The sequence below is a fragment of the Sphaerospermopsis sp. FACHB-1194 genome (assembly GCF_014696235.1).
Classification (GTDB): Bacteria; Cyanobacteriota; Cyanobacteriia; order Cyanobacteriales; family Nostocaceae; genus Sphaerospermopsis; species Sphaerospermopsis kisseleviana.
Genome location: NZ_JACJPU010000037.1, coordinates 1 through 25,340, shown reverse-complemented (window position 1 = coordinate 25,340; position 25,340 = coordinate 1). Strand labels below are relative to the sequence as shown.

The window sequence follows — 25,340 nt, the reverse complement described above, 5'->3', positions numbered from 1 at the left end:
GGTGATAGGTGACAGAAGGCAGGAGTCAGGAGTCAGGAGTCAGGAGTCAGGAGTCAGGAGTCAGGAGTCAGGAGAATTTAAGAATAAAGAATTAATTTTTCTTCCCCTGCTTCCCCTGCTTCCCCTGCTTCCCCCACCTACCTATCTCAAAATATTCAACATTAATTTTTCCGGCTTCCGAGGTAATAAATTCCATGTCTGTGCCGCTGCTACGCCTGGGCAACAGTTTTGATTTTTTTATGAGTGGCGATGTCAATATTCATGAAACCGCCGTAATAGCACCAGGGGTAATACTCCAAGCAGCTGCCAACAGTAAAATTATTATTGGTCCTGGGGTTTGTATTGGCATGGGGTCAATTCTCCAAGTCAATGAGGGTATCCTAGAAATAGAAGTAGGAGCAAACCTGGGAGCCGGCTTTTTGATGGTTGGCCAAGGCAAAATTGGGGCTAATGCTTGTATTGGTGCTGCTACGACAGTGTTTAACTGTTCCGTCGCACCGGAGCAAGTAGTACCATCAGGTTCAATTCTGGGAGATAGCAGTCGGCAAATTGATGAAAATCAAAATCAACCAACGGTAGAAACTTCTTCTGATACCACGGTGACAAATCCCCCAGAAGCAGAACCAGAGAACCCAGAGGAAAAAGTAGTTACTTCTACTCAATTCTCTGCTGTGGCTTTTGTAGAGTTTAAACAAGAATCTACTTCCGTACCTCCACCTTCTCCCACTCCTAAAAGCCAGTCGCCTCCAGTTGCAGCAACTCCCCTGGTTACTGACTCTACTCTTACAGAAACAACTCTCCCAGGCTCTCCAGAAACTAACTCTCAAGCACCCGAACCCAGTCCTGCTAACACTGAAAGTTCTCAAATTTTTGGAACACAGATATATGGACAAGGAAGCATTAATAGACTATTGACTACATTGTTTCCCAATCGGCAACCCTTGAGTAACCAAAACTCTGAAAATTCTTCAGAGTAAGTGTTATTTGTTAGTTGTCTGCCTTTGCGAGAATCCTGGTGAATTTATGATGGAAACATACAACCAACGCTCTCTTAGTACCATCCATGCACCACGTCGCCGCGATCCCCTCAAGGATGCAGCCTTGGGTATGGTATCCACTCTCAGTTTTCCGGCTATTGTTGGCACGGCTGATATGATGCTCAAGTCGGCTGGTGTTCATTTAGTCGGCTATGAAAAAATTGGTAGTGGTCACTGTACGGCTATTGTTCGGGGTAATATTGCTGATGTACGTCTAGCTGTGGAAGCTGGTGTACAAACAGCAGAACAGTTTGGACAATTGGTGTCTAGTTTGGTTATTCCTCGGCCTTATCCCAATTTGGATATAGTTCTACCTATTAACCGTCTCACGCAAATAATGGAGGATGGCAGTTACAGCCGTTTGAGTAATCAAGCGATTGGTTTGGTGGAAACTCGTGGTTTTCCGGCAATGGTAGGGGCTTGTGATGCTATGCTGAAATCAGCAGATGTCCATTTAGCTTCCTATGAAAAAATTGGTGCGGGCTTGTGTACCGCTATTATTCGGGGTACGGTGGCTAATGTGGCTGTTGCTGTAGAAGCGGGAATGTATGAGGCAGAAAGGATTGGTGAGTTAAACGCTGTCATGGTGATTCCGCGACCTTTGGATGAGTTGGAACAAACCTTGCCTGTGGCTAGTTGCTGGGTGGAAGAACGTCAACCAGTGAATATACCCTTGAATATCAAGGATAAAATTGTTGATGCAGAAGCTGTGGAATTACCTGATTTAGCGAAATTGCCTGTTAAGGTTAAGGAAGAACTTTGGAGTGATGAGTGATGAATGATGAATGGTGAATAATCAATTATATGTAGCTGTGGACAAGAACTTTAAGACATGATTGAAAACTCAAACCTAGTTTTGACAAAGGTTTTACGTTTGCCTTTTGCCTCTTGTCTTCTGCTATATTTTCGATATTCAGCATTCATCTTGGGTTAGAAGGAATCTTACGTTTTGTGTTGTTTTGATCATATCTTTTCAATTCCATAAGTCCAATACTACACTTCTGATAGCGAGGATAGATTTTTCCCTATACTTACACTCATAACTTTAATATGTGTGCCACTACACAATATGTCAGTGTTAAGTAATACTAAATATATATAGTAGTCGGCAGATAATGAGGATCATCTCAAATTCTACAATCTTTGTAAAACAAGAGTTGTCACAATCTTACTGCTGACTAATATATCTAACCCAAGTTGCTAGTTACAAAAAAGTCAGGGTGTAGGGGTGTAGGAGAAAAACTTAATTCTTGGTTCTGAACTTCTGAACTTCTGAACTTCTAACACAACTAGCAAATTAAGTTATCTATTAACTGCTATTAGAGGAGAATCACCTTGAACCAAGCGACACTGCACCAGTTGAAGGTGTTCGAGGCCGCTGCAAGACACGGTAGCTTTACCCGTGCTGCTGAAGAGTTATTTCTCACCCAACCGACTGTATCAATGCAAATCAAGCAACTAACAAAATCTGTGGGGTTGCCATTGTTTGAACAGGTGGGAAAACGCTTATTTTTAACAGAAGCGGGACATCAGTTATTTGCCACTTGTCGCCAGATTTTTGACACTATCGCCCAGTTTGAAATGACTGTTGCGAATTTAAAGGGGCTAAAACAAGGTCAATTGCGTTTGGGGGTAATTACCACAGCTAAATATATTATTCCCCGTTTGTTGGGTCCGTTTTGCCAACTTTATCCGGGAATTGATATTTCGCTACAGGTAACAAATCATGAAGGTATTTTAGATCGGATGATTACTAATTTGGACGACTTGTATATTATGAGTCAAGTTCCAGATCATTTGGATATCAATTGTCAACCTTTTTTGGAAAATCCTTTAGTGGTTTTTGCTCCCGCTGGGCATCCGTTAGCAAAGGAAAAAAATATTCCTTTAGAACGACTGGGAGAAGAACCATTTATTATGCGCGAACCTGGTTCCGGCACACGCCGCGCTGTGCAAAGTCTCTTAGATGAACATGGGGTGAAGGTCAAGGTGAAATTGGAATTAGGGAGTAATGAAGCAATAAAACAGGCTATAGTTGGAGGCTTGGGAATTTCGGTGCTATCTCGTCATACTTTGTTGACGGATGCCCATGAGTTTAGTATTTTGGATGTCCAGCATTTTCCCATTAAGCGGACTTGGTATATAGCTTATCCAGCAGGTAAACAATTATCTATTGTTGCTCGTACTTATTACGAGTATCTGTTAGAAGCAGCAAGGAAAATTGTGGAACAGGAAATTGCTCCTCTCAGTATTAAGGTTGAGCAACTTCCGTCATAAAATTTGCATCAAATTTACATTCAAAACTTCCTTACTGCTTGACGGTGCAACAGGAAACCATTGACAATTAACCAACATAATTATTAAACCAGTGAACAGGCAAAAGGTGACAGTGATAACTGGTAACTGTTAAACATGGTGGAAAACTGGCAATGGTAAACTCGGAATTATCATCTTGGCGTAAAACAATACAAAGCTAGATTGTATCTGTCACAGTCTATGGTGACAAAGCTTTGGTTACAAGAAGAGGTGTAATATCCTTAACAGGAGAAGAACGAGAGTTATTAATTACACCTTTGCCTGTGACTTTGGAAACGGAGTCTGTGCGGGTAAATGGTGCTGGTACGGTAGGGGTGCGGTTGCTGGGAGTCAGCAGCGATCGCATTTATACTACTGAACCTGTAGGATAAAAGGTAGCACAGTTGACTAAGCAAATTCATCAATATAAAACCACAATTAACAGAACAATTACCAGTGAGTCGTCATGAGCAAATTAAGGTGCGGTTAACTCGTTCTAACCCGCAGATTCAGTTAGGTGAAATGGGTATTTTGGAATGGGATCTTTTGCTTGCATCGCAGGAACAGCAGGAGGTTTATTATCAGTTTATTGTTGAGCATCCATCAGATTTAACGGTTTTGGGTTTGGAGATTTAGAGGATCAAATTAAGCGAAGTTAATTTACAGATACAATCTAAATACAAGGAGAAGTATCATATATCATATCAATAATTATGATTACTTCTCATAATTCATTTCTGAGAATCCGAATATGAATTTATAAGGTTTATTAATCATGGTAAAAATTAAATCAGTTTCATTTGAAAATTACAAAGCATTTTATGAAAAACAGATAATGCAATTAAAACCAATTACTATTTTGATTGGTAAAAATAGTTCTGGTAAAAGTGCTATTGCTAAACTGTTTACTCTGCTGGAAACTTCCCTCAAGGGAGATATAGATGAACCTCTTTTATTAAAAAATAATGGGGTGGAATTAGGTGCAGATTTTGATAATTTGTTTTTTGGCAATGATACATCTGGACTACCTTTAAACTTTCAAATAACATTTGAAAATAATATAACAATAGAAATCGGTTTATTCAAAAAGAGATACGGTTATGGTTTGGATGTTATTCAATGGAAATATAAAGATGATAAACGGCAATTTGAATTGGAATTTGATTTTAAAAATAATACTTTCTTTGATGCTAGTCATAAAAAAATATATCTTTGTAAGTTTAAAGGATTTCTTTTAAGTCAGATAAGGGAAGAAAATACTAGTGATACTAGAAACTTAGAACTAGATAAACTAGAGATTCAAGTTGATTATATTGGACCATTTAGAATATTGCCAAACCGATCTTTTATTTTGACAGGAAAAACAAAATATCAATATACTGGTGTTCAAGGTGAAAACGCCTATGCAATGCTGGGAGTAAGTAAAAGAAATCATGACAAGTTACATCAGGACGTTGAAAGTTGGTACGAAAAACACCTTGATGGATGGAAACTAAAAGTAAATGATGATAACATACCTTATTTTGAAATACAACTTTCTAAAAACATTTTTAGGACAGAAACTATGGAAAAAGTCTATGAACAAGAATTTCCAATAAATATTGTAGATGTAGGACAAGGAATACATCAAGCCTTACCTTTAGTTGTTCGTGCTAATGTCACTGATAGACCGGATTCATTTTCAGTAAAAACAAAATAGCGAAATCTTATTTGTCAGATACTAAAAGGGATTATTTAAAACTTTACATAACAAACAATCGTAAACCTATTACTTCCTTGTATAGAGATCATATTACTCATATAACGATTGGAACTGATGCAGGAGAAATAAATCCAAGAGATGCTCATAAAATTTTGACAGAGCGTTCTAAAATAATTGTCGAAAATCGGATTAATGATGGTAAATTTATTCAAGGAATTGCCCAAAAGTATAGTAGTCATAAAAAAAGAGGTTCTATTTATTTATTGATCACTAGAGCTTTTAAGTTAAGAACTATAGAATGTGATCATGCTGGGGGTATCGGTGAGATTATAAAAACAACACAATTTTTGATAGAAGATCAAGGTTATGACTATATTTATAAGTATAAATTGATGACTATTTTTGATAGTGATAAAAGTCATATTAATCACTTCAACACAAGATATACAAAGCTAATTGAATTTTTAAAAAATCGAACAATCTGTAATCCTCCTGCTACAAATGATATAATTTATGAAAAAGATGATTTGATTATATGGCATATTCTATACAAGAGGAAAATTGAAAATTATATTCCATTGGATATATTGTTTAAAAAAGCTCCATTAATTACTCAAGACCAAAAAGATCATTTAAGTAGTAAAAGCGAAAGTGATTTGGATTTTTTGGAATATAATAAAGACGGTAACAATATAGGACAGATAAACATAAAAGAAGAATTTCCAGAAATGTTTCTAGGTGATTTTTCTTACAGACTACTTGAGCAAAGATGTCAACATCACAAGGTGTTTATCCCTGAAGAAAATGAATTAGTTTCTGAACTTGAACAAATTTTACTAAAAATAGCGAAAATAATATGAACGATAAAATCATTATTAAACCGGATACCATATTTCTGGAAGACCTATTAAACGATATAGCTAATGGAGCATATAAAATCCCTATATTTCAAAGGGAATTTGTTTGGAAAACTTCTCAAATGCTAGAATTATTTGATAGCATTTTGAAAGGTTATCCTATAGGTAGTTTATTATTTTGGAATACTACAGGATATAAAACAAAGGATCAAATAGGTCCTTATAAAATAAACAAGGAAAACAGAGAAACTATATATGTTTTAGATGGATTTCAAAGAATATCCACGCTGTTTGGTGCTTTGATGAATCCTCAAGAGTTTTCAACAGTAAACGAAAATGAATTGAAGGATTTTTTGATTTATTTTGACATTAGAGAAAATAAGTTTATATATATCAGAAATAAAAAAGATAAGAATATTTTTTCAAGTCCTCTTTATCAAATTTATGATAATCGTGAATTATTTAATTTGCTGCGTGAATTAGATAAAGAAAATATTCCAGAAATTGAAAAAAATCAATATATTGATAATGCAAGAAATTTGCATAATATTTTACATAAATATAAATTGCCTTATGTAGAGATCAAAGGAGGAGATATCAAAAGTGCTGTAGAAATTTTTTCTAGGGTAAATTCTACAGGAACAGAAATTTCTGAAGATTTTATGTTATCAGCATTGAGTTATAATGAGAAAACAGGATTTTTTCTTAATGAATCAATTACTGAATTTCTTAATACTTTAAATGTTTATAATTTCGATAATTTAAAAAGAGATACTGTTTTGGATTGTATTTCTACTGCGACTGGAAAAATTTATTATTATGTCAAAATAGAAGAATTACTCAAGAAACAAGATTTAGAATCTTTGACTCAAAATGTTTATATACACATAAAGAAAGCTGTAATGTTTTTGTATAAAAATTTATGTGTAATAGATATCCGTTTGTTACCATATCCTGCTCAATTAATTTTTATATCTGAGTATTTTAGAATAAATCCAAATCCTACATCTCAAGAGTTGCAATTGTTAAAAAATTGGTTTTGGATAACTACCTATTCTAATTATTTTACAATTTATTCTATTAGTCAACATAGAACAGCTTATGAAATATTTTGCCAATTTGCTAAGGGAGAAAACAATGATGGAATTTATAGAGTTAATGATGATATGGAATTTACTACAGCGAAGTATCCAAGTAAATTAAATTTTACAGGAGTTAGACCAAAAGCATTACAATTATTTTATTTAAAATCAATTCTTGGTAATAGTGAACCTCAAGATATGGAAGGAATAAAAGAAATTTTCATTTCTTCTAAAAAAGATAGAACTCCGGGTAATATAATTTTGAGATTATCTTCTGAATTTGATCAATCACCTGAGAAAAAAACATTAGCTAACTTTATTAACAATTCTCAACCTGATGTTTTAGAAAAGCATTTTATAAAAGAAGAGATGGTTATCTTATATAACCAGGGTAAAATAGATGATTTTGTTTCTCAAAGAGATGAGTATTTAAAATGTAAAGAAAGTAAATTTGTTGAAAGTTTGAATATTAAATATGTAGATTAAATTCTGAGAAATATCTGGTAATTTTACCTATTTCCTGTTCCTTATTCCCAAAGCCCTATTCCCAAATACCCCAAATAGTGTATAATTCTTACCTCAATAGGTTCAAAATCAGATATTATGACTATGCTTCCTAATTTGCAACGTGCATTTGCTAACCGCAGTGTTTTAAAAGTAATTAGCGGTTTAAATAATTTTAACGCTGAAAGTGTTGCTGCTACCGTGAAAGCTGCTGATTTGGGTGGTGCAACTTTTGTTGATATCGCTGCTGATGCGGCTTTAGTGCATTTAGCTAAAAACTTGACTAAATTACCTGTTTGTGTGTCCGCAGTTGCACCAGAAAAATTTGTAGAAGCTGTTGCTGCTGGTGCTGATTTAATTGAAATCGGTAATTTTGATTCTTTTTACGCTCAAGGTCGCAGATTTGAAGCGGATGAAGTTTTGGCGTTAACTCAGCAAACCCGCGCTTTGTTACCAGAAATTACTTTATCTGTGACTGTTCCTCACATCCTAACTTTGGATCAACAAGTTCAATTAGCTGAAGATTTAGTCAAAGCTGGTGCTGATATTATCCAAACTGAAGGCGGTACTAGCAGTCAACCTGCTCACCCTGGTACTTTGGGTTTGATTGAAAAAGCTGCTCCCACTTTAGCGGCTGCTTATGAAATTTCCCGCGCTGTTTCTGTACCTGTTTTGTGTGCTTCTGGTATTTCTAATGTGACTGCACCTTTGGCTGTAGCTGCTGGTGCTGCTGGTGTGGGTGTTGGTTCTGCTATTAACCAACTCAATAGCGAAATTGCGATGATTGCGGCTGTGCGTGGTTTGGTGGAAGCTTTGGCGACTGCAAATACTCGCACTTTTGCATAAAAGGCAGGAGTTATTTATTTTGGATTTTGGATTTTGGATTTTGGATTATTTACTTTTGTCAACTCCAATCTAAAATCTAAAATCTAAAATTAGACACTCTGCACTCGTAAAAACTCATAACAAGACTTTTTCAAACCTTAAATACAAAAAACGCATCTGAACGCAGATGGTTATAAATGATTTTTTGTCAAGAGTTTATTTGTACTATTCAAGTTTTCAGATCAATTTACCCCTAAAATTGGTGCAAGCAACATCTATTTTTTCTCAGTGTTTTTTTAGAATGATTTAAGTATAGATTTTGCAAACCTTTGTATATCACGGGTTAAAAGATGGCAATTTTTGATTTTTTTAAAATTTGACATACTTACCCTGATTATGAAATTTGAAAAAATTATAGCAAATGCCGGAAACTATTGCAATACCGTTGGGAAATAAAAATAATTCTCAATAAAATTTTAAGAAATGTTAAGGGAAAATGGTTGTAAGATTTGAATATGTAAACAGCTACTACTTTAAGATAAGTTAGGGTTATAAAAATATGAGTTTCTGAGTTGCGGTAAAATATGTTGATTCGCTTTTTTTATTGTTAAGGCGCATTTTTTTATTTCACGCAGAGACGCAGAGGCGCAGAGAGAAATTAAGATTTTATCTATCGAAGTTGGGGAGAAGTTTCTCACCCCTCCCTCTTAACTGTCACCTGTCACCTGTCACCTGTCACCTCTTCTAACTTAAACAGTCTTTCAACGCATAAATGACTTTATCTTGCTGTTCCTGTGTGAGTTCTGGGAACATGGGTAAAGAAATCACTTCATGACAGGTTTTTTCGGACACAGGTAATTGTCCTGGTTGATAGCCTAAATTTTCATAAACCGGCTGCAAGTGTAAAGGACGGGGATAATAGAGCATTGTGCTTACTTCTTTTTCTTGCAGTTGAGTCCGCACCCAGTCCCGATATTTGGAACTTGCACCGTTTCTTTCTTCACTGGAAACGCGGATGGTATATTGATTCCAAACGGCTTCTCCTCCTAATAATTCTTGGGGGGGAGTAATGCCAGGAATTTGACTGAGGTATTGATAATAATATGTTGCTATTTTTTGCCTGTGTTTGTTCCAGGTGTCTAAATAACGAAGTTTGATTTGCAGGATGACTGCTTGAATGGCATCTAAACGACTGTTAACTCCAATTTCTTCGTGAATGTATCTAACTTTGCTGCCATGTTCTCGTAATATTCGCAGTTTAGCAGCGATCGCACTATCGTTAGTTGTAATTGCACCCCCATCACCGCAACCACCAAGGTTTTTGGTGGGGTAAAAGCTGAAACATCCAATATGACCAATACTACCAACTTTTTGATTTTCCCAACTTGCACCGGTGGCTTGAGCGCAATCTTCAATCACTGCTAAATTATGAGAGTTGGCGATCGCCATTAAAGCTGTCATATCCACTGGTAAACCAAACAGGTGAACGGGGATAATAGCTTTAGTTTTGGGTGTAATTGCTGCGGCTATTTGGGTGACATCTAAATTAAAGGTAGTGGCATCAATATCTACAAATACAGGTGTTGCACCGACAGCAGTTATGACTTCGGTGGTAGCAAAAAAGCTAAAGGGTGTGGTAATAACTTCATCACCTGCACCAATTTCTAAAGCACGTAAAGCCAGATATAAAGCGTCAGTACCGGAATTACAAGCTACACATTCCGTGACACTATGATAAGCTGCAAACTGTTCTTCAAAACCTTCTACCGCAGGACCACCAATATAACGGCCAGAACTGAGAACTTCTAAAACAGCATGACTAACTTCAACTTCAATGGTGGCATATTGCTGTTTGATATCAAATGCAGGAACGGAATTTACACTTTGGATCATAGTTGTTATTTTATCGGGAGATTCAAAAGATACACTTTTAACGGTGATATAGCAGTATACAGGGTAGTTATGACATTAATTTACGACATTAATTGATCATAAAACTAGGACTAAAATAGGTTGTACTTCTACCTTCTGCCTGTAAACTATCTCAGGAAATAAAGAAACCATGCCGGATTTGATTAAACTGGATATTGTAGATTTAGTGTTAGCTGTGGGTTTAATGGCGATCGCTATTGGTTTATCTGCCTGGGAAAAATTAGGACTAGAGTTAAACCTAGCATTAGCCACCGGTAGAACCATCCTCCAACTTATAGTATTAGGATACGTTTTAGACTTCATTTTTGCTGTTGACAATGTTTGGGCTGTTGTGGGAATTTTTACTATCATTCTCACAATTACGGCGATTGTCGCACGAAACCGCATCAGTCAAAAAATTCCTTTGGTACTGCCTTTAGTTTGGGTAGTGATTTTTGCTAGTACGTCATTAACCTTACTTTACACCAATTTTTTGATTATCCAACCTGACAGATGGTATGAACCCCGTTATTTAATTCCTTTGGGTGGTATATTGATCGGTAACGCTATGAATGCCGCAGCAGTAGCCGGAGAAAGGCTAGTTAGCAGTATTAATCAATTTCCTACAGAAATAGAAACACACCTCAGTTTAGGTGCAACACCCCAGCAAGCTGTTAGTCACTATCGCCAGGATGCAATTAAAGCTGCTTTTGTTCCTACTTTAAATCAAATGATGCTAATTGGCATGGTGACAATACCCACTTTTACCAGTGGACAATTATTAGCTGGAGTATCTGCGTTGGCAGCGGTTTCTTATGAAATTTTAATTATTTTTATGGTAGCTGTGGTTAATTTGTTGACGACTATTTTTGTCACTAAAGGTTTATGTCGGCAATTTTTTAATGATGCGATGCAGTTGGTAAGATGATATTAAGTTTTGCTATAATTAAAAGTAAATATCACATTTTTGATTATGAGTATCTTAATACCTGATGATATTCTGCGAGCGAGCAAAATGACAGAAGAAGAATTAAAATTAGAAATTGCTATCATGCTTTATCAACAAGGAAAAATTAGTGGTGGTAAAGTTCGTGCTTGGACTGGACTAACAGTGATAGAATTTCAACATCAGCTTGCTGTAAGAGGACTTTGTGTTAATTATGATATAGAGGATTTTCAATCAGATATCAAAACCCTAGAATCAATGGGGTTATTATGATTATCGTTAGTGATACTTCACCCATTACTAATTTAGCAGCAATTAGTCAACTAGATTTATTGCAAAAACTTTACACTTCTATTATTATTCCCACAGCAGTTTATAATGAAATGGTCAAAGTAGATAAAGTTGTTCCGGGTGCTGTGGAGGTACAAACTTTACCTTGGATTCAACAACAGACTGTTGTAGATTCTCAAAGAGTAATTGTGATTCAAGAAAACGAAGAAAATATAGATTTAGGTGAAGCAGAAGCGATTGCTTTAGCTCTGGAACTCAAAGCTAATTTACTATTAATGGATGAACGTCGAGGTAGAATAGTTGCAAGTAGCTATGGTTTACAAATAACTGGGTTATTAGGAGTCCTATTGCAAGCGAAACGACAAATTTTGATCCCTTCTGTAAAAATTTTGTTAGATAAAATGATTGAAAAAGCTGACTTTCGAGTCAGTAAGGAATTGTATTCAACAATTATACAAGCTGCTGGGGAATAATTAGGATTGAGAGTTATTCATCCCTAAAAAGTTCTAATTGTGTTTGTTTCACTTCCTTTTGTTTTTCCGCAGATTTCAAAACTTCTAAACTTAATCTCATATCTAATCTTTTTTGTTGTTCAATGATTTCTTGTACTGTGATAATCTGAATTTTATCTACAGGTTGACTCATATACCGACTTTGATAAATTCCTGCTTCTTTTGCAGTTTGGATCATGTCTTTTGTCGGTGGTTTTAAGGTAATAAAAATCCCTAATACTGCACTTTCTAGGGTTATTGTTCCCTGTAAATCTCTAATATCTCCAGATTTGACATTACCAGATTTTACTTGTAAAATTATCTTTTCTGGTTCGTTTTTGTCTCCTGTAAAATACGCTATTCCATCAATTCCTTTATCTGCTCCTTTCTTTTGATTAATGGTAGCACGATTATTAGTATAGGTTAAAATTGCCCATTTCTCAAATTCTTTACGAGTGCGATCGTCTTTTTTCAATGCTAATGCTTCCGCAGATTGCATATCTTTGGGAATACCGCTAATATTAATATTTTCTAATACTTGTTTGCCAAAAGAGTCTTCTAATCTTTTCAGAATTAAACTAATACTTTGATAAGTAATATCAATTCCTATCCATTGTCGATTTAATCTTTGTGATACTGCTACTGTTGTTCCACAACCACAATAAGCATCTAATATGATATCACCTTCGTTACTACTGGCTTGAATTATTCTTTCTAATAATGCTTCGGGTTTTTGGGTGGGATATCCTAATAATTCTTTGTGCCAAGATCGCAAAGCTTCTACATCATTCCAAGTATCTTGGATTGGTAAACCTTCACTTTCATCTAAATATCTTTTAATTCTCGCAACACGATTTTTAGTATAGTAAATTCTCCCTTGTTTATCAAGTTTTTCCATTGTTTCTTTTGGACATCTCCACAGTTTTGTCACTCCATTCCATTCATATTGATAACCGCCTCCAGCTAAACCAGCAGCACCCAAATCACCTGACATCCATTTTCTCCCATCATCATCTTGATATCTGTAATATTTATCAATATAACTTTGTTCATATTTTTGATATACTTGATTCCAGGTAGTTTTCCAACTTTTGGAATAGTAAAAAATCACATCATGAACATTACCATATTTACCAGAATCACTATGTCCTGATGTACGTTTCCAGATAATTTCATTTTTGAAATCTCCACCTTGAGAACAAAAAATAGCATCTATAATAATTTTTAAATAATGGGAAGCTGTGGGATCACAATGCAAGTAAAAACTACCTGTGGGTTTCAAAACTCGGTGGATTTCTGCTATTCTTAAAGTCATGTTCACTAAATAAGCTAATAGACTTCCTTTACCCAGAACTTTGGTTAACCCAGAAATTAAATCTATGCTTTGAGAAGTAAAATGTCCTAAATAGTTTTCTTGAATTTCTGCTAAACCTTGATTAGCGTGATCATCCCATGTCCATGTATCAATAAAAGCTTGAGTTTTTGCTTTATCTTCTTTACCGATATTATTATAAATTTGGTGATAATTGCGTTGAGAATTAAAGGGCGGATCAATATAGCAAATATCCACAGTTTCATCTTTGATGTGTTTTCTCAAAACCTGCAAATTATCACCATAAAATAACTGATTGACCATAATTAATAATCTCAAAATTTAAATGTTTTAGCTATTTCAAGATCATATTTTACAATATGTCTAATTCAATGCTATAAAATCGTATAAAATTTTAATATTTTCCTGGTTGATTACTTTAATAAATAAGTCAAAATCCAATTAAAATTGATAGATACCGGACTTATTTAAGAAGTCCGGTATCTGGGTAAATGATATTAAATGATATTAAATGATATTTACTTTTTAGGCCACCGCCAATTATACCGATTCCATTCATAAACACCGGGTATTTCATATTCACTACCATTAAAAAACCGAATTTGACAAATACTAAAACTGTCATTACTATTAACAATTTCATCAATATTAATTACCATACAGGGAATCCATTCCTTCTGAGATATATCATCTTCTGGTATCCATTCCCACAGTGCATTAGAAACTTCAATGCGATCGCCTACTTTCAGTTTTAAAGCTTCTTCCAAATAAGCATACTTATCAAAATGATATGCTTGCACCCGATTTAACCACTGTAAACCATAACGTTGGCGAATAAATTGCACTTTTCCCGAATCTTGTGCTAACAGCCAATCATTAAGTAATTGTACTTTCCAAGTGCGGTTTTGTGCTTCCTCTGCTTTGACAAACTCCAAAAACACCTCTAATTCCTCTGGAGTCAGTTCATCCAAAGGGTTGTTAGTATCTGATACCTTAGAAGTTAAGCTTCTCTGAATCTGTTCGACTACTTGCAGCAATATTTGTTTCTGTATATCAGTGAGAGGACAGTCAGCAGCATCACAACGACTAAATGCTGTTTGCAAGACTGCTTCAATCTCATCTGGATTCATAAGCTGGTGCAAAGAATGGTCTATTGATACAATTATTGCAAAATTAAATTCCACTTTCTCATTAAAAAACAGGGAATTTTCGGTAATCGGCAAATAAAACTTTTGTATACTTTTTGTAAATTTACTTTGTGTTTTATGCGATCGCACTCACTCAAGCTATCACTCAAGCTAATATTAATCTCTTGTTTATTAGTTTTCTGCTCTTGGGTTTTTACCTTACCAGCCCAAGCTTTAACACAAATTAAACTATCTGACTTATCATACCAAGATTGTCCACCAGAATTAGCACAAGGTGCTGTTGTTAGTAATGGTTCAGGGTCTGCTAATTGCTTTATTGTCACTGGTAAAGCAGAAAACAGCACTTATAAAACAGTCTATGACGCAGATATCTACGGACGCATCTATGATGCCAATAATAATCCAATATTACAAAACCGCACCCGTCTAGGTTCTATTCCTGAAGTACCACCTGGTGTTAGTAATTTTGAGTTAAGAATTTCTGTACCTGCAAACCAACCAACTCCATTACAACTAAAGCAATTTAAAGCATCTGGGTTTAGCGGTAAAGTGAGAAGATAGGAGTCAGGAGTCAGGAGTTATTGATTTTGGATTTTGGATTTTGGATTGTTTTTGTTAACTCCAATCTAAAATCTAAAATCTAAAATCTAAAATTTTCCTCCCTATTCCCTGCCTCCACGAAAAGACTTTTTCAGCAAATCCTATATTTTTACACTACATTCCCGGCTGATATCAGACCGGGTAATTACCGAAATGAGCAGAAATGATTTAAAATCCCTGGACTAAAGGAACAAGACCAGATATTAAACTACTAGCAACATTGAGTGCAAGGAAAGCTAGGATAGGCGAAAAATCCATACCACCCAATGGGGGGATAATTGAACGAAATAGATTAAGATAGGGGTCACTAATCTGGCTCAAGGCTGCAAATGGTTGGTTATACCAGTTGACTTGGGGAAACCAGGTTAATAAAACCCGAATGATTAGCAAAGAGCTATAGATAGTGATGAAAGTATTGAGAGTGTTAATCAGTAAATACATAGATGGGTTATTTTTGTGGTAAAAGCTAAACGCTGTCTTATTTCTTGATTGTAATGGAGCTAATGTCATAGCGTCTGCAAATAACAGCGACATCTACCAAAATAGGTTTTTTGCTATGATATAGCCGTTGTTTAAGGGTCTTGGGACATAGAGCGTTCAGCGGTTGGAGATGAACTACCATTAACATTGCTCAACTGATTTCGCACATCATCAATTGTGGCATTGAGTTGAGCGATTTTATCTTCTAGCGATCGCCTTGCTGTTTCCATTTCTAAATCTTCACCAGCAGCGGATCTCATCTGCCGTTTTCTTCTAGCTGGAACTTTACCCGCTGTCACAGAACCATTGTTAATTTCTCTCTCTTCCTCTTCCACTGTATCCCGTCGAGATGCCAGCACAGCACCTAAAACGCCGCCAACTACACCGCCAACAATAGACCCAAGTAAAAAACCACTGGCAAAACCATCTTTTTGACTCATATTTTCACCGCCTTGAACAAAGAAACCATCAGAAGCCCATTTTCAGTAATTTTATTAGTTATCCAAACATTCGGGTCTAAAACCCCGCTTTTTCAGGTGCAAAGTTTTTGCAGTGGGTGATTAATACCCATAACAAAAACGGCCTTCTGCCTTCTGCCTTCTGCCTTCGTCAAGTCCCAAAGATGCGATCGCCTGCATCTCCTAATCCCGGTACAATAAATCCCTGATCGTTAACCGTTTCATCAATAATGGCACTATAAACTGTTAAGCCAGGATAAGCAGCACTCAATTTTTGCAAAGCTGGTGGTGCAGCTACCACGCAAACAATTCGCGTTAACGTCGGATCAACACCCCTTTGTGTCAATTCTGCCATTGCTGTCATTATAGATCCTCCTGTTGCTAACATGGGATCGGTAATTAACACCCTCGTTTCTGGATCAAATTTCTCTGGTAGTTTGTTCAAATAACAAGAGGGTTCTAAGGTTTCCTCATTTCGCACTAAACCCAAATGGTAAACTTTTGCTAAAGGTAATACCGTTTGCGCTCCCTCTAATAAGCCTAACCCAGCCCGGAGAATCGGTACAACTGCCACTGGTACTTGTGGATCAATGAAAGTTGCTGCACAAGGAGCTAAGGGAGTATTAACCACCGTGTTTTGCGTTGGTAACCACTCTCTTGCGGCTTCATAACTTAGCCATCGTCCCAACTCCGTAATCGCAGAGCGAAATAATACTGAAGGTGTAGCTGCATCACGAGCTACCGCCAGCCAGTGTTTGATCAGGGGATGGGGTGGGACATAAACTAGCAATTGTTGAGTCATAGTTCAAAAAGCAGCCTCTCACTATCAAGGAACTGATCCACCATCATACTCTTTCCCGCCTGTGCATTGGTTAGATAGGCTCATTTATGGCTGTGGACAATCTGTGTATTTCCGGCATTTGTGCGATCGCTTTCCAACTATTGCAATAAATTTTCATTAGTAGTTGACAGATATTCTCAATCAAGGCTATATTGTTTATAGTGTTCTCCTCTCTTTAAAGGATCGGCAGACGGGATTGGCCAGTAATAGCGGCTTGTCCCTCTTTTTTTTCAGCTTTCAAGGCTAAAATATAAAAAATGAGAACAAATACGCAAACTCTAGTATTTACCAATTACCAATTACCAATTAGCAATTACCAATTACCAATTATGTTTGATGCTATTATTATTGGTGCTGGTATCGGGGGTTTAGTTACCGCCACCCAGTTAGCAGCTAAAGGCGCGAAAGTCTTGGTTTTAGAACGTTATTTAATTCCTGGTGGTAGTGCAGGTTATTTTCAACACCAAGGATATACTTTTGATGTTGGTGCATCCATGATATTTGGTTTTGGTAAAAAAGGAACAACCAACCTACTCACCCGCGCTTTAGATGCAGTCAATGTTCACTTAGAAACCATCCCTGATCCTGTCCAAATTCATTATCATTTACCTGATAATTTAGATATTAAAGTTGATCAAAATTACGAGAAATTTTTACAAAATTTAATTGCTTATTTTCCCCATGAAGAAAAAGGGATTCGCCGATTTTATAACGAATGTCAAAAAATTTTTAATTGCCTCAATAGCATAGAATTATTATCATTAGAAGAAATTGGTTATGTAATGCGAGTATTCTGGCAAAACCCCTTAGCTTGCTTAGGTTTAGCCCAATACTTACCGCAAAATGTTGGCGATATAGCCCGCAAATATATTAAAGATCCGTTATTATTAAAATTCATAGATATTGAATGTTATTGTTGGTCTGTCGTTCCTGCTAATATGACACCAATGATTAATGCTGGAATGGTGTTTTCTGATCGTCATTATGGGGGAGTTAATTATCCTAAAGGTGGAGTAGGAAAAATTGCCCAAAAATTAGCAGAAGGTTTAGAAAAATGTGGTGGTAAAATTGAATATCAAGCAAGAGTGACAAAAATTCTCACTAAACAGGGTCAAGCTATTGGTGTACAATTAGCAACAGGTGAAGTTTATCATGGTAAAAAAATTGTATCTAATGCTACGCGCTGGGACACTTTTGAAAAATTACTACCAAAAGCACAAATACCACCTAATGAGAAAAATTGGCAGCAGAGATATCAGAAATCACCAAGTTTTTTAAGTTTGCATTTAGGTGTAAAAGCTTCCGTATTACCTACAGGAACAGAATGTCATCACATTATTTTAGAAGACTGGGAAAAAATGGAATCAGCAGCAGGGACCCTGTTTGTATCTATTCCCACATTGCTAGATCCGAGTTTAGCTCCTCCAGAATACCACATTATTCATGCTTTTACACCGGATTGGATTGATAATTGGCGGGGACTTTCTAGGAGTGAATATGCAGAAAAGAAGGAACAAGCAGCAGGGGAAATTATTAACAGATTAGAACGAATTTTTTCCGGTTTAGATGCGGGTTTGGACTATATGCAAGTGGGAACACCCCTAACCCATCGGCGGTTTTTAGGTAGGGTTGATGGAACTTATGGACCAATACCCAGACGTAAGTTATGGGGTTTGTTGGGTATGCCTTTTAATCGTACCACCATACCTAATCTTTATTGTGTGGGTGATAGCACATTTCCGGGTCAAGGTTTAAATGCTGTGGCGTTTTCTGGGTTTGCTTGCGCTCATCGTATTGCGGTAGATTTGGGATTTTGATAATTAGTGTGGTGAGTTAGGCGATCGCTAACACACCCTTATCTATCTACTTTAGCTGTCACCTCTTCTTCCTTGTTCTCTTAATAATTGATCCATCCATTCTTGAGCTTCCACAGATAAATCTGGTACAGGAGGAATATTATAATCTAAGGTTAAATCAAATCTAGCTTTTTTATAGATAACTGATAACAAATCCTGCAAGTTTACTTCTATTTCCTGTTCCCCTTTTTGTAGAGGAATAGTAAAATTAGGTATAGTTTCTCTGACACTAAATGCAAATAGTTGAGCCGATGGCAAGCGATAAGACCTAACAATTAAAATTCGATAATCTGTATCAGCAATATGGGTAATCATAGGCATCTTTTCCCCAGCCCTAATTAAGTCTATTTCTACTAAATTAGTATCACTTTGTAGTATTTTCTCCCGTTTGTCTAAATAAGATTTTCTACCTTCTTTTGTTCTTTTATTAGTAGGAGAAAGCACTTCAATTATAGTTACTACTTTACCTGTAGAAACTTCTCTAATTTCTAAATATCCTTCTTTGATTTCTAAAGGTAAGGGTAATGTGACATCAACGGATTTATTTGCTGTTTCTGTGGATAAAGTTGCTGTTGCTGTATAATTATCTGATTTTTGAGTTTTTTGTTTTACTGATAAAATCGTTACATCGGGAATACCAACTAACAGAGAATCTTCACTGTCAGTTCTATAGGTGCGTTTTTCTATAGCTACGCGATATTTTTGGCTAAGATGGGATTCTATATTATCAGCAATCGCTGTAATTAATCTATGATGTACTTCTGACCATAAATCAGGATTTTCTAAATAGGGATTCATCCCTGGAAATGGTGAAGTCATAAATTTATCCTATACAATTATTGGAGTTCCTGTTTTATTATAGCATTTCTAGGAAAGTAAGTATTATATATTGTAGGGTGTGTTAGGCACAGCGTAACGCACCCTAATGAAGTTTTACATTTAAACTAATTTCACTTTATTTGCTGCTTTTGTCGCTTTTTCCCTTGCTGATTTTTCATCATTACCTTTTGCTAATGCAACTCCCATTCTTCTGTAAGGATGTGCGGTTGGTTTTCCAAATAATTTAATATCTACATCCTTTTCTGCTAATGCTTCTGCAACACCAGTAAAAGCAATGGAATCAGATTTTTCTGAAGCTAAAATTACCGCACTTGCAGAATATCCTAGTTGTTCAATATGGGGAATAGGTAAACCTAAAATTGCCCGTAAATGTAATTCAAATTCATTCAAATTCTGGGAAATTAACGTTACCATTCCGGTATCATGGGGACGAGGTGAAAGTTCAGAGAAAATCACTTCATCTTTAGTGATGAAAAATTCTACCCCAAAAATTCCCGCACCTCCTAAAGCATCAGTTACTTTTTTAGCTATTGCTTGAGATGCTAAGATTTTATCATCAGAAATACCCGCAGGTTGCCAAGATTCTTGATAATCTCCTCTTTCTTGTCTGTGTCCAATGGGAGGACAAAATATAGTTTCTGCATCCCATTGTTTAATTGTCAGTAAAGTGATTTCTATTTCAAAATTGATAAATTCTTCTACTATGACTTTTTGACTGTCACCTCTAGAATTTTCAATTGCATATTTCCAAGCTGTTTCTACTTCTGTTTTATCATTAACTACAGATTGACCTTTTCCTGATGATGACATTACAGGTTTCACAACATTAGGAAAACCGATTTCTTCAGAAATGGCAATCAATTCTTCTAAGCTGACTGCATAACCATATTTAGCGGTTCTGATTCCTAATTCTTTGTGTGCTAATTCTCGGATTCTATCACGATTCATCGTGTAATTGGTTGCTGCTGCGGTGGGAATAACTGTAATTCCTCTTTGTTCAAATTCCTGTAATTTTTCTGTTCTAATGGCTTCGATTTCTGGGATAATAAAATCAGGTTTGTGTTTAGTAACTACCGCTTCTAAATCTTCTGCACTGAGCATAGAAATTACTTCTGAACAGTCAGCAACCTGCATTGCGGGAGCGTTTGCATAACGATCAACTGCGATCACATAATTACCTAAGCGTTGTGCAGCAATGACAAATTCTTTTCCTAGTTCTCCTGAACCGAGTAACATGAGTTTTTGGGGTAGTTGCAGTGATTTTTTCATGGTTTACCTTGGTCGGTTTTTAATATGTTGATCTTTTAAGATAATAAACTATTTAGATGACCGAATTTTGCGAGGGGATTTGAATTTTTTAATTGTCTGAATCAGGACACCCTTCGGGAAGTCAAAAGTAAAAAGTCAAAAGTCAAAATTTAATTGTCTGAATCAGGATGTCCAGGATTAAAGGATTTACAGGATGTTATTGATTGTTCATCGTGTTAATACTTATGCAGTGTGTTATGATCACGGACATCATCAATCATTATCCTGATTTATGCTACAACCCGGAAAAGCATTAAAAAAACGTCACAAACAATCATCAAAAAATATCCTATAAATCATCAAATTCTGGACATCCTGATTCAGACAATTAAATTTTGACTTTTGACTTTTTACTTTTGACTTCCCGAAGGGTGTCCTGATTCTGACAAATGCAAAATTGAGAAATACTGGAGAGAATCATGAAAATTACCTACGATGCAGAAGTTGATGTTTTAAGAATTATATTCAGCAATGTGCCAATTGAAGAAAGTGATGAAGAAAAACCAGGAATCATTTTAGATTATGACGACGCTGGAAATATTGTAGGAATTGAAATAATAGACCCTTCTAAACTTATTGATAATCCCTGTTCAGTTGAGTATTCTGTTAGTAATTCTTAGGTAGATTTGACTTTTGATTTTTGACTTACCGTTTAACTTTTGACTTTTGACTTACCGAAGAGTTTCCTGATATGGCTACACTATCAGACAAACGCAAAATTTAATTAAGATTTGAGAATCTATACAGATTGTGATATTATATTATTATCATAATTTATCAAATGGAGATAAATAAATGATTAATTCAGTTAGATTCAATGCAAAAGTTAAACAAGGTATTATTGAAATTCCTCAAGAATATCAAACTAATTTGGTTGACGGAAGTGAAATTAGAGTTGTAATTAGTTTCCAAAATGAACCTCAACGAGAATATAGCTTAATGGATGAATTAGCAAAAAATCCTATTAGCGTTAAAGGATTATCTAAACTAACAAGAGATGAAATTCATACAAGAGAATAATCATTCATTCTGACAAATAATTAAAATAAGATACAATATTAATAATCCACATCACCCGAAATGATAATGGTTCAAACCCCTATTAAACCCCTAACCCTTGAGGAATTTCTCAAATTACCAGAAACCAAACCAGCAAGCGAATTTATTAACGGTGAAATCATTCAAAAACCAATGCCCCAAGGAAAACATAGCACAGTTCAAAGCGATTTTATCTCTGCTGCAAATACCATTCTCAAACCCCAGCATATCGCCCGCGCATACTCTGAATTACGCTGTACCTTTGGCGGTAGATCCATTGTACCAGATATTGCTGTCTTCACTTGGGAACGCATTCCCCGCGATGAAAATGGTGAAGTTGCTAATACTTTTACTATCCCTCCTGACTGGACAATTGAAATACTTTCTCCTGAACAAAATCAAACTAAAGTAGTTAGAAATATTCTCCATTGTCTTCAACATGGTACTCAAATGGGTTGGTTAATTGACCCTGAAGAAAAATTAATTTTTGTCTATTTTGCTGATCAACGTATTCTATTATTTGAATTAGAAACAGATACTTTACCTGTTCCAGCTTTTGCTGAGTCTTTTAATCTCACTGTAGGTCAACTTTTTAGTTGGTTAAATGAATAGAAGTTTAATATATTGTTGAGATGTGAAGATTTTTGTATTATAGGAAATAACGGATTTGGGAAAAATGCACCATGCCTAAAATTACCCTAGAAATATCAGAAGAACTATCTCAACAAATAGCACAAATAGGAATAGATACCTTACCAGAACTCCTAGCTGTAAGTCTGCAAAAACCATTAATACCAACACAAGTTTACCAATATATCCTTAATTTTATTGCCAGTAACCCTACTCCACAAGAAATTGCTGAATTTAAACCCACACCGCAAATGCAAGAAAGGTTACGTACTTTACTAACACGCAGTAAAGCAGGTGAAATTACACCTAGTGAAGTGCAAGAATTAGATGAATATGAACGCATTGAACACTTAATGGTGATGATTAAATCTGGTAATTTATCTTATTTAAAATTAAATTTTGACTTTTGACTTTTGACTTTTGACTTCCCGAAGGGTGTCCTGATTCTGACAAATGTCAAAATTTAAAGGCAAAATTTAAAATTCATTTACCAATACAAAACCTACTAAAAATCCGATCTAAAACTGATTCCGTCACCTCTTCACCCGTAATTTCTCCCAACGCATAAATAGCACCTCGTAAATCAATAGTCCAAAAATCTAAAGGTAATTGATTTTTAATAGTTTCTTGCACCTGTGCTAAATCAATCTTTGCTTTTGTTAATGCTGCTGCTTGTCTTTGATTAATAGCTAAATCCAGATTAGCAGCTTCCACATTTCCAACTTCCACACTTTCCAAAATCGCTGTTTCTAAATCATCAATACCCTGATTTTTCGCAGCAGCAGTTTCAATTTTAGCTTTTACATTTTGGATTTTAGATTTCAGAGTTTGTTTTTCTGCTTCGGAAATGAGGTCAATTTTATTAATTACTAAAATCAAAGGACGATGTTTTACCTGTTCATAAATTTCTTGATCTGCATCGGTCCAACCCACAGAACCATCAATAGTAAATAACACTAAATCTGCATTATTCGCAGCTTGACGCGATCGCTCAACTCCTATTTTCTCAACCTGATCTACTGTTTCTCTAATACCCGCAGTATCCAAAACTTGTACAGGTATTCCCCCTACAACTAACTGAGATTCTACCACATCACGGGTTGTACCAGGTAAGTCGGTGACAATAGCGCGATCGCTCTGACTCCAAGCATTTAATAAACTTGATTTTCCCACATTCGGACGGCCAACAATGGCAACTTTTAACCCAGTTCTTAATAATTCACCTTGATCTTTTGTGGCTAATAATTTATTTATTTCTAAACTAATTCTATCAATTTCATGAATAATTCTTTGTTCATCTAAAGGCGGTAAATCTTCTTCAAAATCAATTCTCGCTTCAATTTCTGCTAAAATATCTAAACATTGAGAGCGTAAATTTCTAATCGGTTGCGCTAATTTACCCCGTAAACCTGCTAATGCTGTTTGTGCAGCTTGGGGAGATTTTGCACCAACTAAATCTGCAATACTTTCAGCTTGGGTTAAATCTAATCTACCATTTAAAAAAGCCCTTAACGTAAATTCCCCCGGTTGCGCTAACCTTGCACCATTTTCTAAACATAATTGCAATACTTGTTGCACTGCCATAATTCCCCCGTGACAATGAAACTCTACCACATCTTCACGGGTGAAAGAACGGGGTGCTTTCATTATTAATAATAAAGCTTCATCAATTACTTGCTTGGTTTGGGGTTGACGGATAAAACCATAAAGGATGCGGTGACTTTCCCACGCTTGTTTTCCCGGTGCTAAAAATAGAGTTTTGGCGATCGCCATTGCATGATCACCAGAAACCCGCACAATACCTACACTACCTTTTTGGGGGACAACAGCAGTAGCGATCGCCGCGATCGTTCCAGTATGAGTTAATAATTCTGACATAGGAGTTTAGATAACAGGTAATAGGTAGCACCAAGAATAACTTCTGATAACCATACAAACTTAATAGTAATATTTATCTAAAGGTTAATAACGCCGTACTTGAGAGAGGAATTTACTGTGGAGCAGACAATTAACTGCGCTGAAGCTTGCGTTAACGGTTGCGTTTTAGGCGATAAATGTCCCAATATTGAGTTTAGAGAAGCAACTTCCAAGTTTATTGAAGAGACTTCGTTGGATAAAATGCTGGAGATAGCTGAAGAACGACTGCGGAAAAAAATGATGGAACCTCCAAAATGGGTATTTCCAGAAGATCCTTAATTTCCTAGTTCTTGAAACTTCCTGGACAAGCAAATGCAATAACGAATTTCATACTATTAATAATCATTTCTAGTGGCAGTATCTAATAACTATTGCCACTAATTATTAGTAAATTTGATGTAAATTTTCTTAGTAAATTTCTACATACCCAGTTCTATGTAAGGTGAATTAACACTAACTGCACCATTTTTAAACTAATTATCCCTAGCCTAGTTTACTTCTTTCTGAAGGTCAAGTACAAAATATCCAAAACCCCCTCTAAATAAATAGAGGAGGCATTGTTGTTAAATTGTTGTTAAATATTAAACCTGGCATCGAGCTATTGTGACAGAGGGCAACCCCTCAACTATCGTCGCCGCAGCAGCGTTTCACCTCTGAGTTCGGGAAGGGATCAGTGTGGTTCCACCGCGCCATAGACACCAGGAAAATCCTTTGGGAAGTCAAAAGTCAAAAGTCAAAAGTCAAAAATAAGAAAATTTGAAATCTGAGTTTTAACATGACAAAACCCTGAAGACTGCAAGTAACGCGAATATTAGCAATGTGAGAGGTCAAGCCCTCGGTCTATTAGTACCCCTCTGCTACATACATTACTGTACTTCCACATAGAGCCTATAAACGGGTGTTCTGCCCGTGACCTTACCCACTTAAAGTGGTGAGAACACTCATCTTGA

At 35.9% G+C, this 25,340-nt stretch carries 28 protein-coding genes, 2 rRNA genes and 1 pseudogene; 20 read left to right on the top strand and 11 right to left on the bottom strand.

Annotated features, from left to right (window positions below; translation table 11 throughout):
* The first annotated feature begins 1 nt into the window (after window position 1).
* The 10 genes and pseudogenes from H6F45_RS19015 to H6F45_RS18970 all read left to right on the top strand — a co-directional run bounded on the left by H6F45_RS19015 (window position 2) and on the right by H6F45_RS18970 (window position 8,323).
* Window positions 2-232: a hypothetical protein gene (locus H6F45_RS19015; RefSeq protein ID WP_190348087.1), complete on the top strand. Its 231-nt coding sequence runs from the start codon at window positions 2-4 to the stop codon at window positions 230-232.
* A complete protein-coding gene (locus H6F45_RS19010; protein WP_190348086.1) occupies window positions 195-977 on the top strand; it encodes a transferase in 783 nt (260 codons plus the stop codon). The genes H6F45_RS19015 and H6F45_RS19010 overlap by 38 nt, the downstream gene beginning before the upstream one ends.
* Window positions 978-1,026: 49 nt before the next feature.
* Complete coding sequence (locus tag H6F45_RS19005; protein ID WP_096571305.1) at window positions 1,027-1,812, top strand: BMC domain-containing protein; 786 nt, start codon at window positions 1,027-1,029, stop codon at window positions 1,810-1,812.
* 560 nt (window positions 1,813-2,372) lie between these two features.
* Window positions 2,373-3,314, top strand: coding sequence for a LysR family transcriptional regulator (locus H6F45_RS19000; protein WP_137666641.1), 942 nt, complete (start codon window positions 2,373-2,375; stop codon window positions 3,312-3,314).
* A gap of 200 nt (window positions 3,315-3,514) precedes the next feature.
* Window positions 3,515-3,721 (top strand): annotated as a pseudogene (locus tag H6F45_RS18995) (DUF4140 domain-containing protein); the annotation flags it as partial.
* A gap of 31 nt (window positions 3,722-3,752) precedes the next feature.
* Window positions 3,753-3,968, top strand: coding sequence for a DUF4139 domain-containing protein (locus H6F45_RS18990; protein WP_347237750.1), 216 nt, complete (start codon window positions 3,753-3,755; stop codon window positions 3,966-3,968).
* A 139-nt stretch (window positions 3,969-4,107) separates the two neighbouring features.
* A complete protein-coding gene (locus tag H6F45_RS18985) occupies window positions 4,108-5,031 on the top strand; it encodes an AAA family ATPase (protein WP_190348084.1) in 924 nt (307 codons plus the stop codon).
* A gap of 11 nt (window positions 5,032-5,042) precedes the next feature.
* Window positions 5,043-5,894 carry a hypothetical protein gene (locus tag H6F45_RS18980; protein ID WP_190348083.1) on the top strand — a complete coding sequence of 284 codons (852 nt, stop codon included), beginning with the start codon at window positions 5,043-5,045 and terminating at the stop codon, window positions 5,892-5,894.
* Entirely contained in the window at window positions 5,891-7,459 is a 1,569-nt protein-coding gene (locus tag H6F45_RS18975) for a DUF262 domain-containing protein (protein ID WP_190348082.1), read from the top strand. The genes H6F45_RS18980 and H6F45_RS18975 overlap by 4 nt, the downstream gene beginning before the upstream one ends.
* Window positions 7,460-7,576: 117 nt before the next feature.
* Complete coding sequence (locus H6F45_RS18970) at window positions 7,577-8,323, top strand: DUF561 domain-containing protein (RefSeq protein WP_137666640.1); 747 nt, start codon at window positions 7,577-7,579, stop codon at window positions 8,321-8,323.
* 723 nt (window positions 8,324-9,046) lie between these two features.
* Here the strand turns inward: H6F45_RS18970 and H6F45_RS18965 are convergent.
* Window positions 9,047-10,195 carry a DegT/DnrJ/EryC1/StrS family aminotransferase gene (locus H6F45_RS18965; protein ID WP_137666638.1) on the bottom strand — a complete coding sequence of 383 codons (1,149 nt, stop codon included), beginning with the start codon at window positions 10,193-10,195 and terminating at the stop codon, window positions 9,047-9,049.
* A gap of 169 nt (window positions 10,196-10,364) precedes the next feature.
* Here H6F45_RS18965 and fetB point away from each other — a divergent pair, with 169 nt between their 5' ends.
* Genes fetB through H6F45_RS18950 form a run of 3 tightly spaced genes read left to right on the top strand, consistent with a single transcriptional unit; the run spans window position 10,365 to window position 11,923 of the window.
* Window positions 10,365-11,141: an iron export ABC transporter permease subunit FetB gene (gene fetB / locus H6F45_RS18960; RefSeq protein ID WP_137666637.1), complete on the top strand. Its 777-nt coding sequence runs from the start codon at window positions 10,365-10,367 to the stop codon at window positions 11,139-11,141.
* A gap of 45 nt (window positions 11,142-11,186) precedes the next feature.
* Window positions 11,187-11,432: a UPF0175 family protein gene (locus tag H6F45_RS18955; protein ID WP_096571295.1), complete on the top strand. Its 246-nt coding sequence runs from the start codon at window positions 11,187-11,189 to the stop codon at window positions 11,430-11,432.
* On the top strand, window positions 11,429-11,923 hold the full coding sequence (locus H6F45_RS18950) for a DUF3368 domain-containing protein (RefSeq protein ID WP_137666636.1): 495 nt from the start codon (window positions 11,429-11,431) through the stop codon (window positions 11,921-11,923). The genes H6F45_RS18955 and H6F45_RS18950 overlap by 4 nt, the downstream gene beginning before the upstream one ends.
* Window positions 11,924-11,936: 13 nt before the next feature.
* On the opposite strand, the gene H6F45_RS18945 is transcribed toward H6F45_RS18950, so the two are convergent.
* Both H6F45_RS18945 and H6F45_RS18940 read right to left on the bottom strand, forming a co-directional pair.
* Window positions 11,937-13,577 carry a DNA methyltransferase gene (locus H6F45_RS18945; protein ID WP_137666635.1) on the bottom strand — a complete coding sequence of 547 codons (1,641 nt, stop codon included), beginning with the start codon at window positions 13,575-13,577 and terminating at the stop codon, window positions 11,937-11,939.
* Window positions 13,578-13,792: 215 nt separating this feature from the next.
* Complete coding sequence (locus H6F45_RS18940) at window positions 13,793-14,404, bottom strand: hypothetical protein (protein WP_096571289.1); 612 nt, start codon at window positions 14,402-14,404, stop codon at window positions 13,793-13,795.
* A gap of 135 nt (window positions 14,405-14,539) precedes the next feature.
* On the opposite strand from H6F45_RS18940, the gene H6F45_RS18935 reads away from it, so the two are divergent.
* Complete coding sequence (locus H6F45_RS18935) at window positions 14,540-14,983, top strand: biotin carboxylase (protein WP_137666650.1); 444 nt, start codon at window positions 14,540-14,542, stop codon at window positions 14,981-14,983.
* 207 nt (window positions 14,984-15,190) lie between these two features.
* On the opposite strand, the gene H6F45_RS18930 is transcribed toward H6F45_RS18935, so the two are convergent.
* From H6F45_RS18930 to upp, 3 genes are all read right to left on the bottom strand, one after another.
* Window positions 15,191-15,463, bottom strand: a complete 273-nt coding sequence (locus H6F45_RS18930; RefSeq protein ID WP_096571285.1) for a YggT family protein — start codon at window positions 15,461-15,463, stop codon at window positions 15,191-15,193.
* Window positions 15,464-15,594: 131 nt separating this feature from the next.
* On the bottom strand, window positions 15,595-15,942 hold the full coding sequence (locus H6F45_RS18925) for a hypothetical protein (RefSeq protein WP_137666634.1): 348 nt from the start codon (window positions 15,940-15,942) through the stop codon (window positions 15,595-15,597).
* A 169-nt stretch (window positions 15,943-16,111) separates the two neighbouring features.
* A complete protein-coding gene (gene upp, locus H6F45_RS18920; protein ID WP_096571283.1) occupies window positions 16,112-16,762 on the bottom strand; it encodes a uracil phosphoribosyltransferase in 651 nt (216 codons plus the stop codon).
* A 368-nt stretch (window positions 16,763-17,130) separates the two neighbouring features.
* Between upp and crtH the strand changes: the two genes are divergently transcribed.
* The gene (gene crtH, locus H6F45_RS18915) at window positions 17,131-18,618 is read left to right on the top strand and encodes a carotenoid isomerase (RefSeq protein ID WP_199301857.1); all 1,488 of its coding nucleotides are present in this window, start codon (window positions 17,131-17,133) and stop codon (window positions 18,616-18,618) included.
* 51 nt (window positions 18,619-18,669) lie between these two features.
* Here crtH and H6F45_RS18910 read toward each other — a convergent pair whose 3' ends face one another.
* Window positions 18,670-19,476 (bottom strand): DUF4058 family protein, encoded by an 807-nt coding sequence (locus H6F45_RS18910; protein WP_190348080.1) that lies wholly within the window; start codon window positions 19,474-19,476, stop codon window positions 18,670-18,672.
* Between the two features lie 120 nt (window positions 19,477-19,596).
* The gene (purT, locus tag H6F45_RS18905) at window positions 19,597-20,766 is read right to left on the bottom strand and encodes a formate-dependent phosphoribosylglycinamide formyltransferase (protein ID WP_190348079.1); all 1,170 of its coding nucleotides are present in this window, start codon (window positions 20,764-20,766) and stop codon (window positions 19,597-19,599) included.
* A 458-nt stretch (window positions 20,767-21,224) separates the two neighbouring features.
* On the opposite strand from purT, the gene H6F45_RS18900 reads away from it, so the two are divergent.
* From H6F45_RS18900 to H6F45_RS18885, 4 genes are all read left to right on the top strand, one after another.
* The gene (locus tag H6F45_RS18900) at window positions 21,225-21,425 is read left to right on the top strand and encodes a DUF2283 domain-containing protein (protein WP_190348078.1); all 201 of its coding nucleotides are present in this window, start codon (window positions 21,225-21,227) and stop codon (window positions 21,423-21,425) included.
* A 175-nt stretch (window positions 21,426-21,600) separates the two neighbouring features.
* Complete coding sequence (locus H6F45_RS18895) at window positions 21,601-21,825, top strand: hypothetical protein (RefSeq protein ID WP_187040570.1); 225 nt, start codon at window positions 21,601-21,603, stop codon at window positions 21,823-21,825.
* A gap of 66 nt (window positions 21,826-21,891) precedes the next feature.
* Window positions 21,892-22,455 carry a Uma2 family endonuclease gene (locus H6F45_RS18890; RefSeq protein ID WP_190348077.1) on the top strand — a complete coding sequence of 188 codons (564 nt, stop codon included), beginning with the start codon at window positions 21,892-21,894 and terminating at the stop codon, window positions 22,453-22,455.
* 71 nt (window positions 22,456-22,526) lie between these two features.
* The gene (locus H6F45_RS18885) at window positions 22,527-22,883 is read left to right on the top strand and encodes a hypothetical protein (RefSeq protein ID WP_190348076.1); all 357 of its coding nucleotides are present in this window, start codon (window positions 22,527-22,529) and stop codon (window positions 22,881-22,883) included.
* A 73-nt stretch (window positions 22,884-22,956) separates the two neighbouring features.
* Here H6F45_RS18885 and mnmE read toward each other — a convergent pair whose 3' ends face one another.
* A complete protein-coding gene (gene mnmE / locus H6F45_RS18880) occupies window positions 22,957-24,351 on the bottom strand; it encodes a tRNA uridine-5-carboxymethylaminomethyl(34) synthesis GTPase MnmE (protein ID WP_190348075.1) in 1,395 nt (464 codons plus the stop codon).
* Between the two features lie 117 nt (window positions 24,352-24,468).
* Here mnmE and H6F45_RS18875 point away from each other — a divergent pair, with 117 nt between their 5' ends.
* Window positions 24,469-24,669, top strand: coding sequence for a hypothetical protein (locus H6F45_RS18875; protein ID WP_096571267.1), 201 nt, complete (start codon window positions 24,469-24,471; stop codon window positions 24,667-24,669).
* Window positions 24,670-24,975: 306 nt separating this feature from the next.
* Here H6F45_RS18875 and rrf read toward each other — a convergent pair.
* Window positions 24,976-25,093, bottom strand: a 5S ribosomal RNA gene (gene rrf, locus H6F45_RS18870).
* 120 nt (window positions 25,094-25,213) lie between these two features.
* A 23S ribosomal RNA gene (locus tag H6F45_RS18865) occupies window positions 25,214-25,340 on the bottom strand; the annotation flags it as partial.

Bases quoted from the DNA above. Each gene is read 5' to 3' on its own strand.
- H6F45_RS18895 (WP_187040570.1), top strand. From the start codon at position 21,601: ATGATTAATTCAGTTAGATTCAATGCAAAAGTTAAACAAGGTATTATT.
- H6F45_RS18890 (WP_190348077.1), top strand. From the start codon at position 21,892: ATGGTTCAAACCCCTATTAAACCCCTAACCCTTGAGGAATTTCTCAAA.
- H6F45_RS18970 (WP_137666640.1), top strand. From the start codon at position 7,577: ATGACTATGCTTCCTAATTTGCAACGTGCATTTGCTAACCGCAGTGTT.
- H6F45_RS18885 (WP_190348076.1), top strand. From the start codon at position 22,527: ATGCCTAAAATTACCCTAGAAATATCAGAAGAACTATCTCAACAAATA.
- mnmE (WP_190348075.1), bottom strand. From the start codon at position 24,351: ATGTCAGAATTATTAACTCATACTGGAACGATCGCGGCGATCGCTACT.
- H6F45_RS18925 (WP_137666634.1), bottom strand. From the start codon at position 15,942: ATGAGTCAAAAAGATGGTTTTGCCAGTGGTTTTTTACTTGGGTCTATT.
- H6F45_RS18950 (WP_137666636.1), top strand. From the start codon at position 11,429: ATGATTATCGTTAGTGATACTTCACCCATTACTAATTTAGCAGCAATT.
- H6F45_RS18985 (WP_190348084.1), top strand. From the start codon at position 4,108: ATGGTAAAAATTAAATCAGTTTCATTTGAAAATTACAAAGCATTTTAT.
- H6F45_RS18900 (WP_190348078.1), top strand. From the start codon at position 21,225: ATGAAAATTACCTACGATGCAGAAGTTGATGTTTTAAGAATTATATTC.
- H6F45_RS18930 (WP_096571285.1), bottom strand. From the start codon at position 15,463: ATGTATTTACTGATTAACACTCTCAATACTTTCATCACTATCTATAGC.
- H6F45_RS18965 (WP_137666638.1), bottom strand. From the start codon at position 10,195: ATGATCCAAAGTGTAAATTCCGTTCCTGCATTTGATATCAAACAGCAA.
- H6F45_RS18945 (WP_137666635.1), bottom strand. From the start codon at position 13,577: ATGGTCAATCAGTTATTTTATGGTGATAATTTGCAGGTTTTGAGAAAA.
- fetB (WP_137666637.1), top strand. From the start codon at position 10,365: ATGCCGGATTTGATTAAACTGGATATTGTAGATTTAGTGTTAGCTGTG.
- H6F45_RS18940 (WP_096571289.1), bottom strand. From the start codon at position 14,404: ATGAATCCAGATGAGATTGAAGCAGTCTTGCAAACAGCATTTAGTCGT.
- H6F45_RS19005 (WP_096571305.1), top strand. From the start codon at position 1,027: ATGGAAACATACAACCAACGCTCTCTTAGTACCATCCATGCACCACGT.
- purT (WP_190348079.1), bottom strand. From the start codon at position 20,766: ATGAAAAAATCACTGCAACTACCCCAAAAACTCATGTTACTCGGTTCA.
- H6F45_RS18975 (WP_190348082.1), top strand. From the start codon at position 5,891: ATGAACGATAAAATCATTATTAAACCGGATACCATATTTCTGGAAGAC.
- H6F45_RS18910 (WP_190348080.1), bottom strand. From the start codon at position 19,476: ATGACTTCACCATTTCCAGGGATGAATCCCTATTTAGAAAATCCTGAT.
- H6F45_RS19010 (WP_190348086.1), top strand. From the start codon at position 195: ATGTCTGTGCCGCTGCTACGCCTGGGCAACAGTTTTGATTTTTTTATG.
- crtH (WP_199301857.1), top strand. From the start codon at position 17,131: ATGTTTGATGCTATTATTATTGGTGCTGGTATCGGGGGTTTAGTTACC.
- H6F45_RS18955 (WP_096571295.1), top strand. From the start codon at position 11,187: ATGAGTATCTTAATACCTGATGATATTCTGCGAGCGAGCAAAATGACA.
- H6F45_RS18935 (WP_137666650.1), top strand. From the start codon at position 14,540: ATGCGATCGCACTCACTCAAGCTATCACTCAAGCTAATATTAATCTCT.
- upp (WP_096571283.1), bottom strand. From the start codon at position 16,762: ATGACTCAACAATTGCTAGTTTATGTCCCACCCCATCCCCTGATCAAA.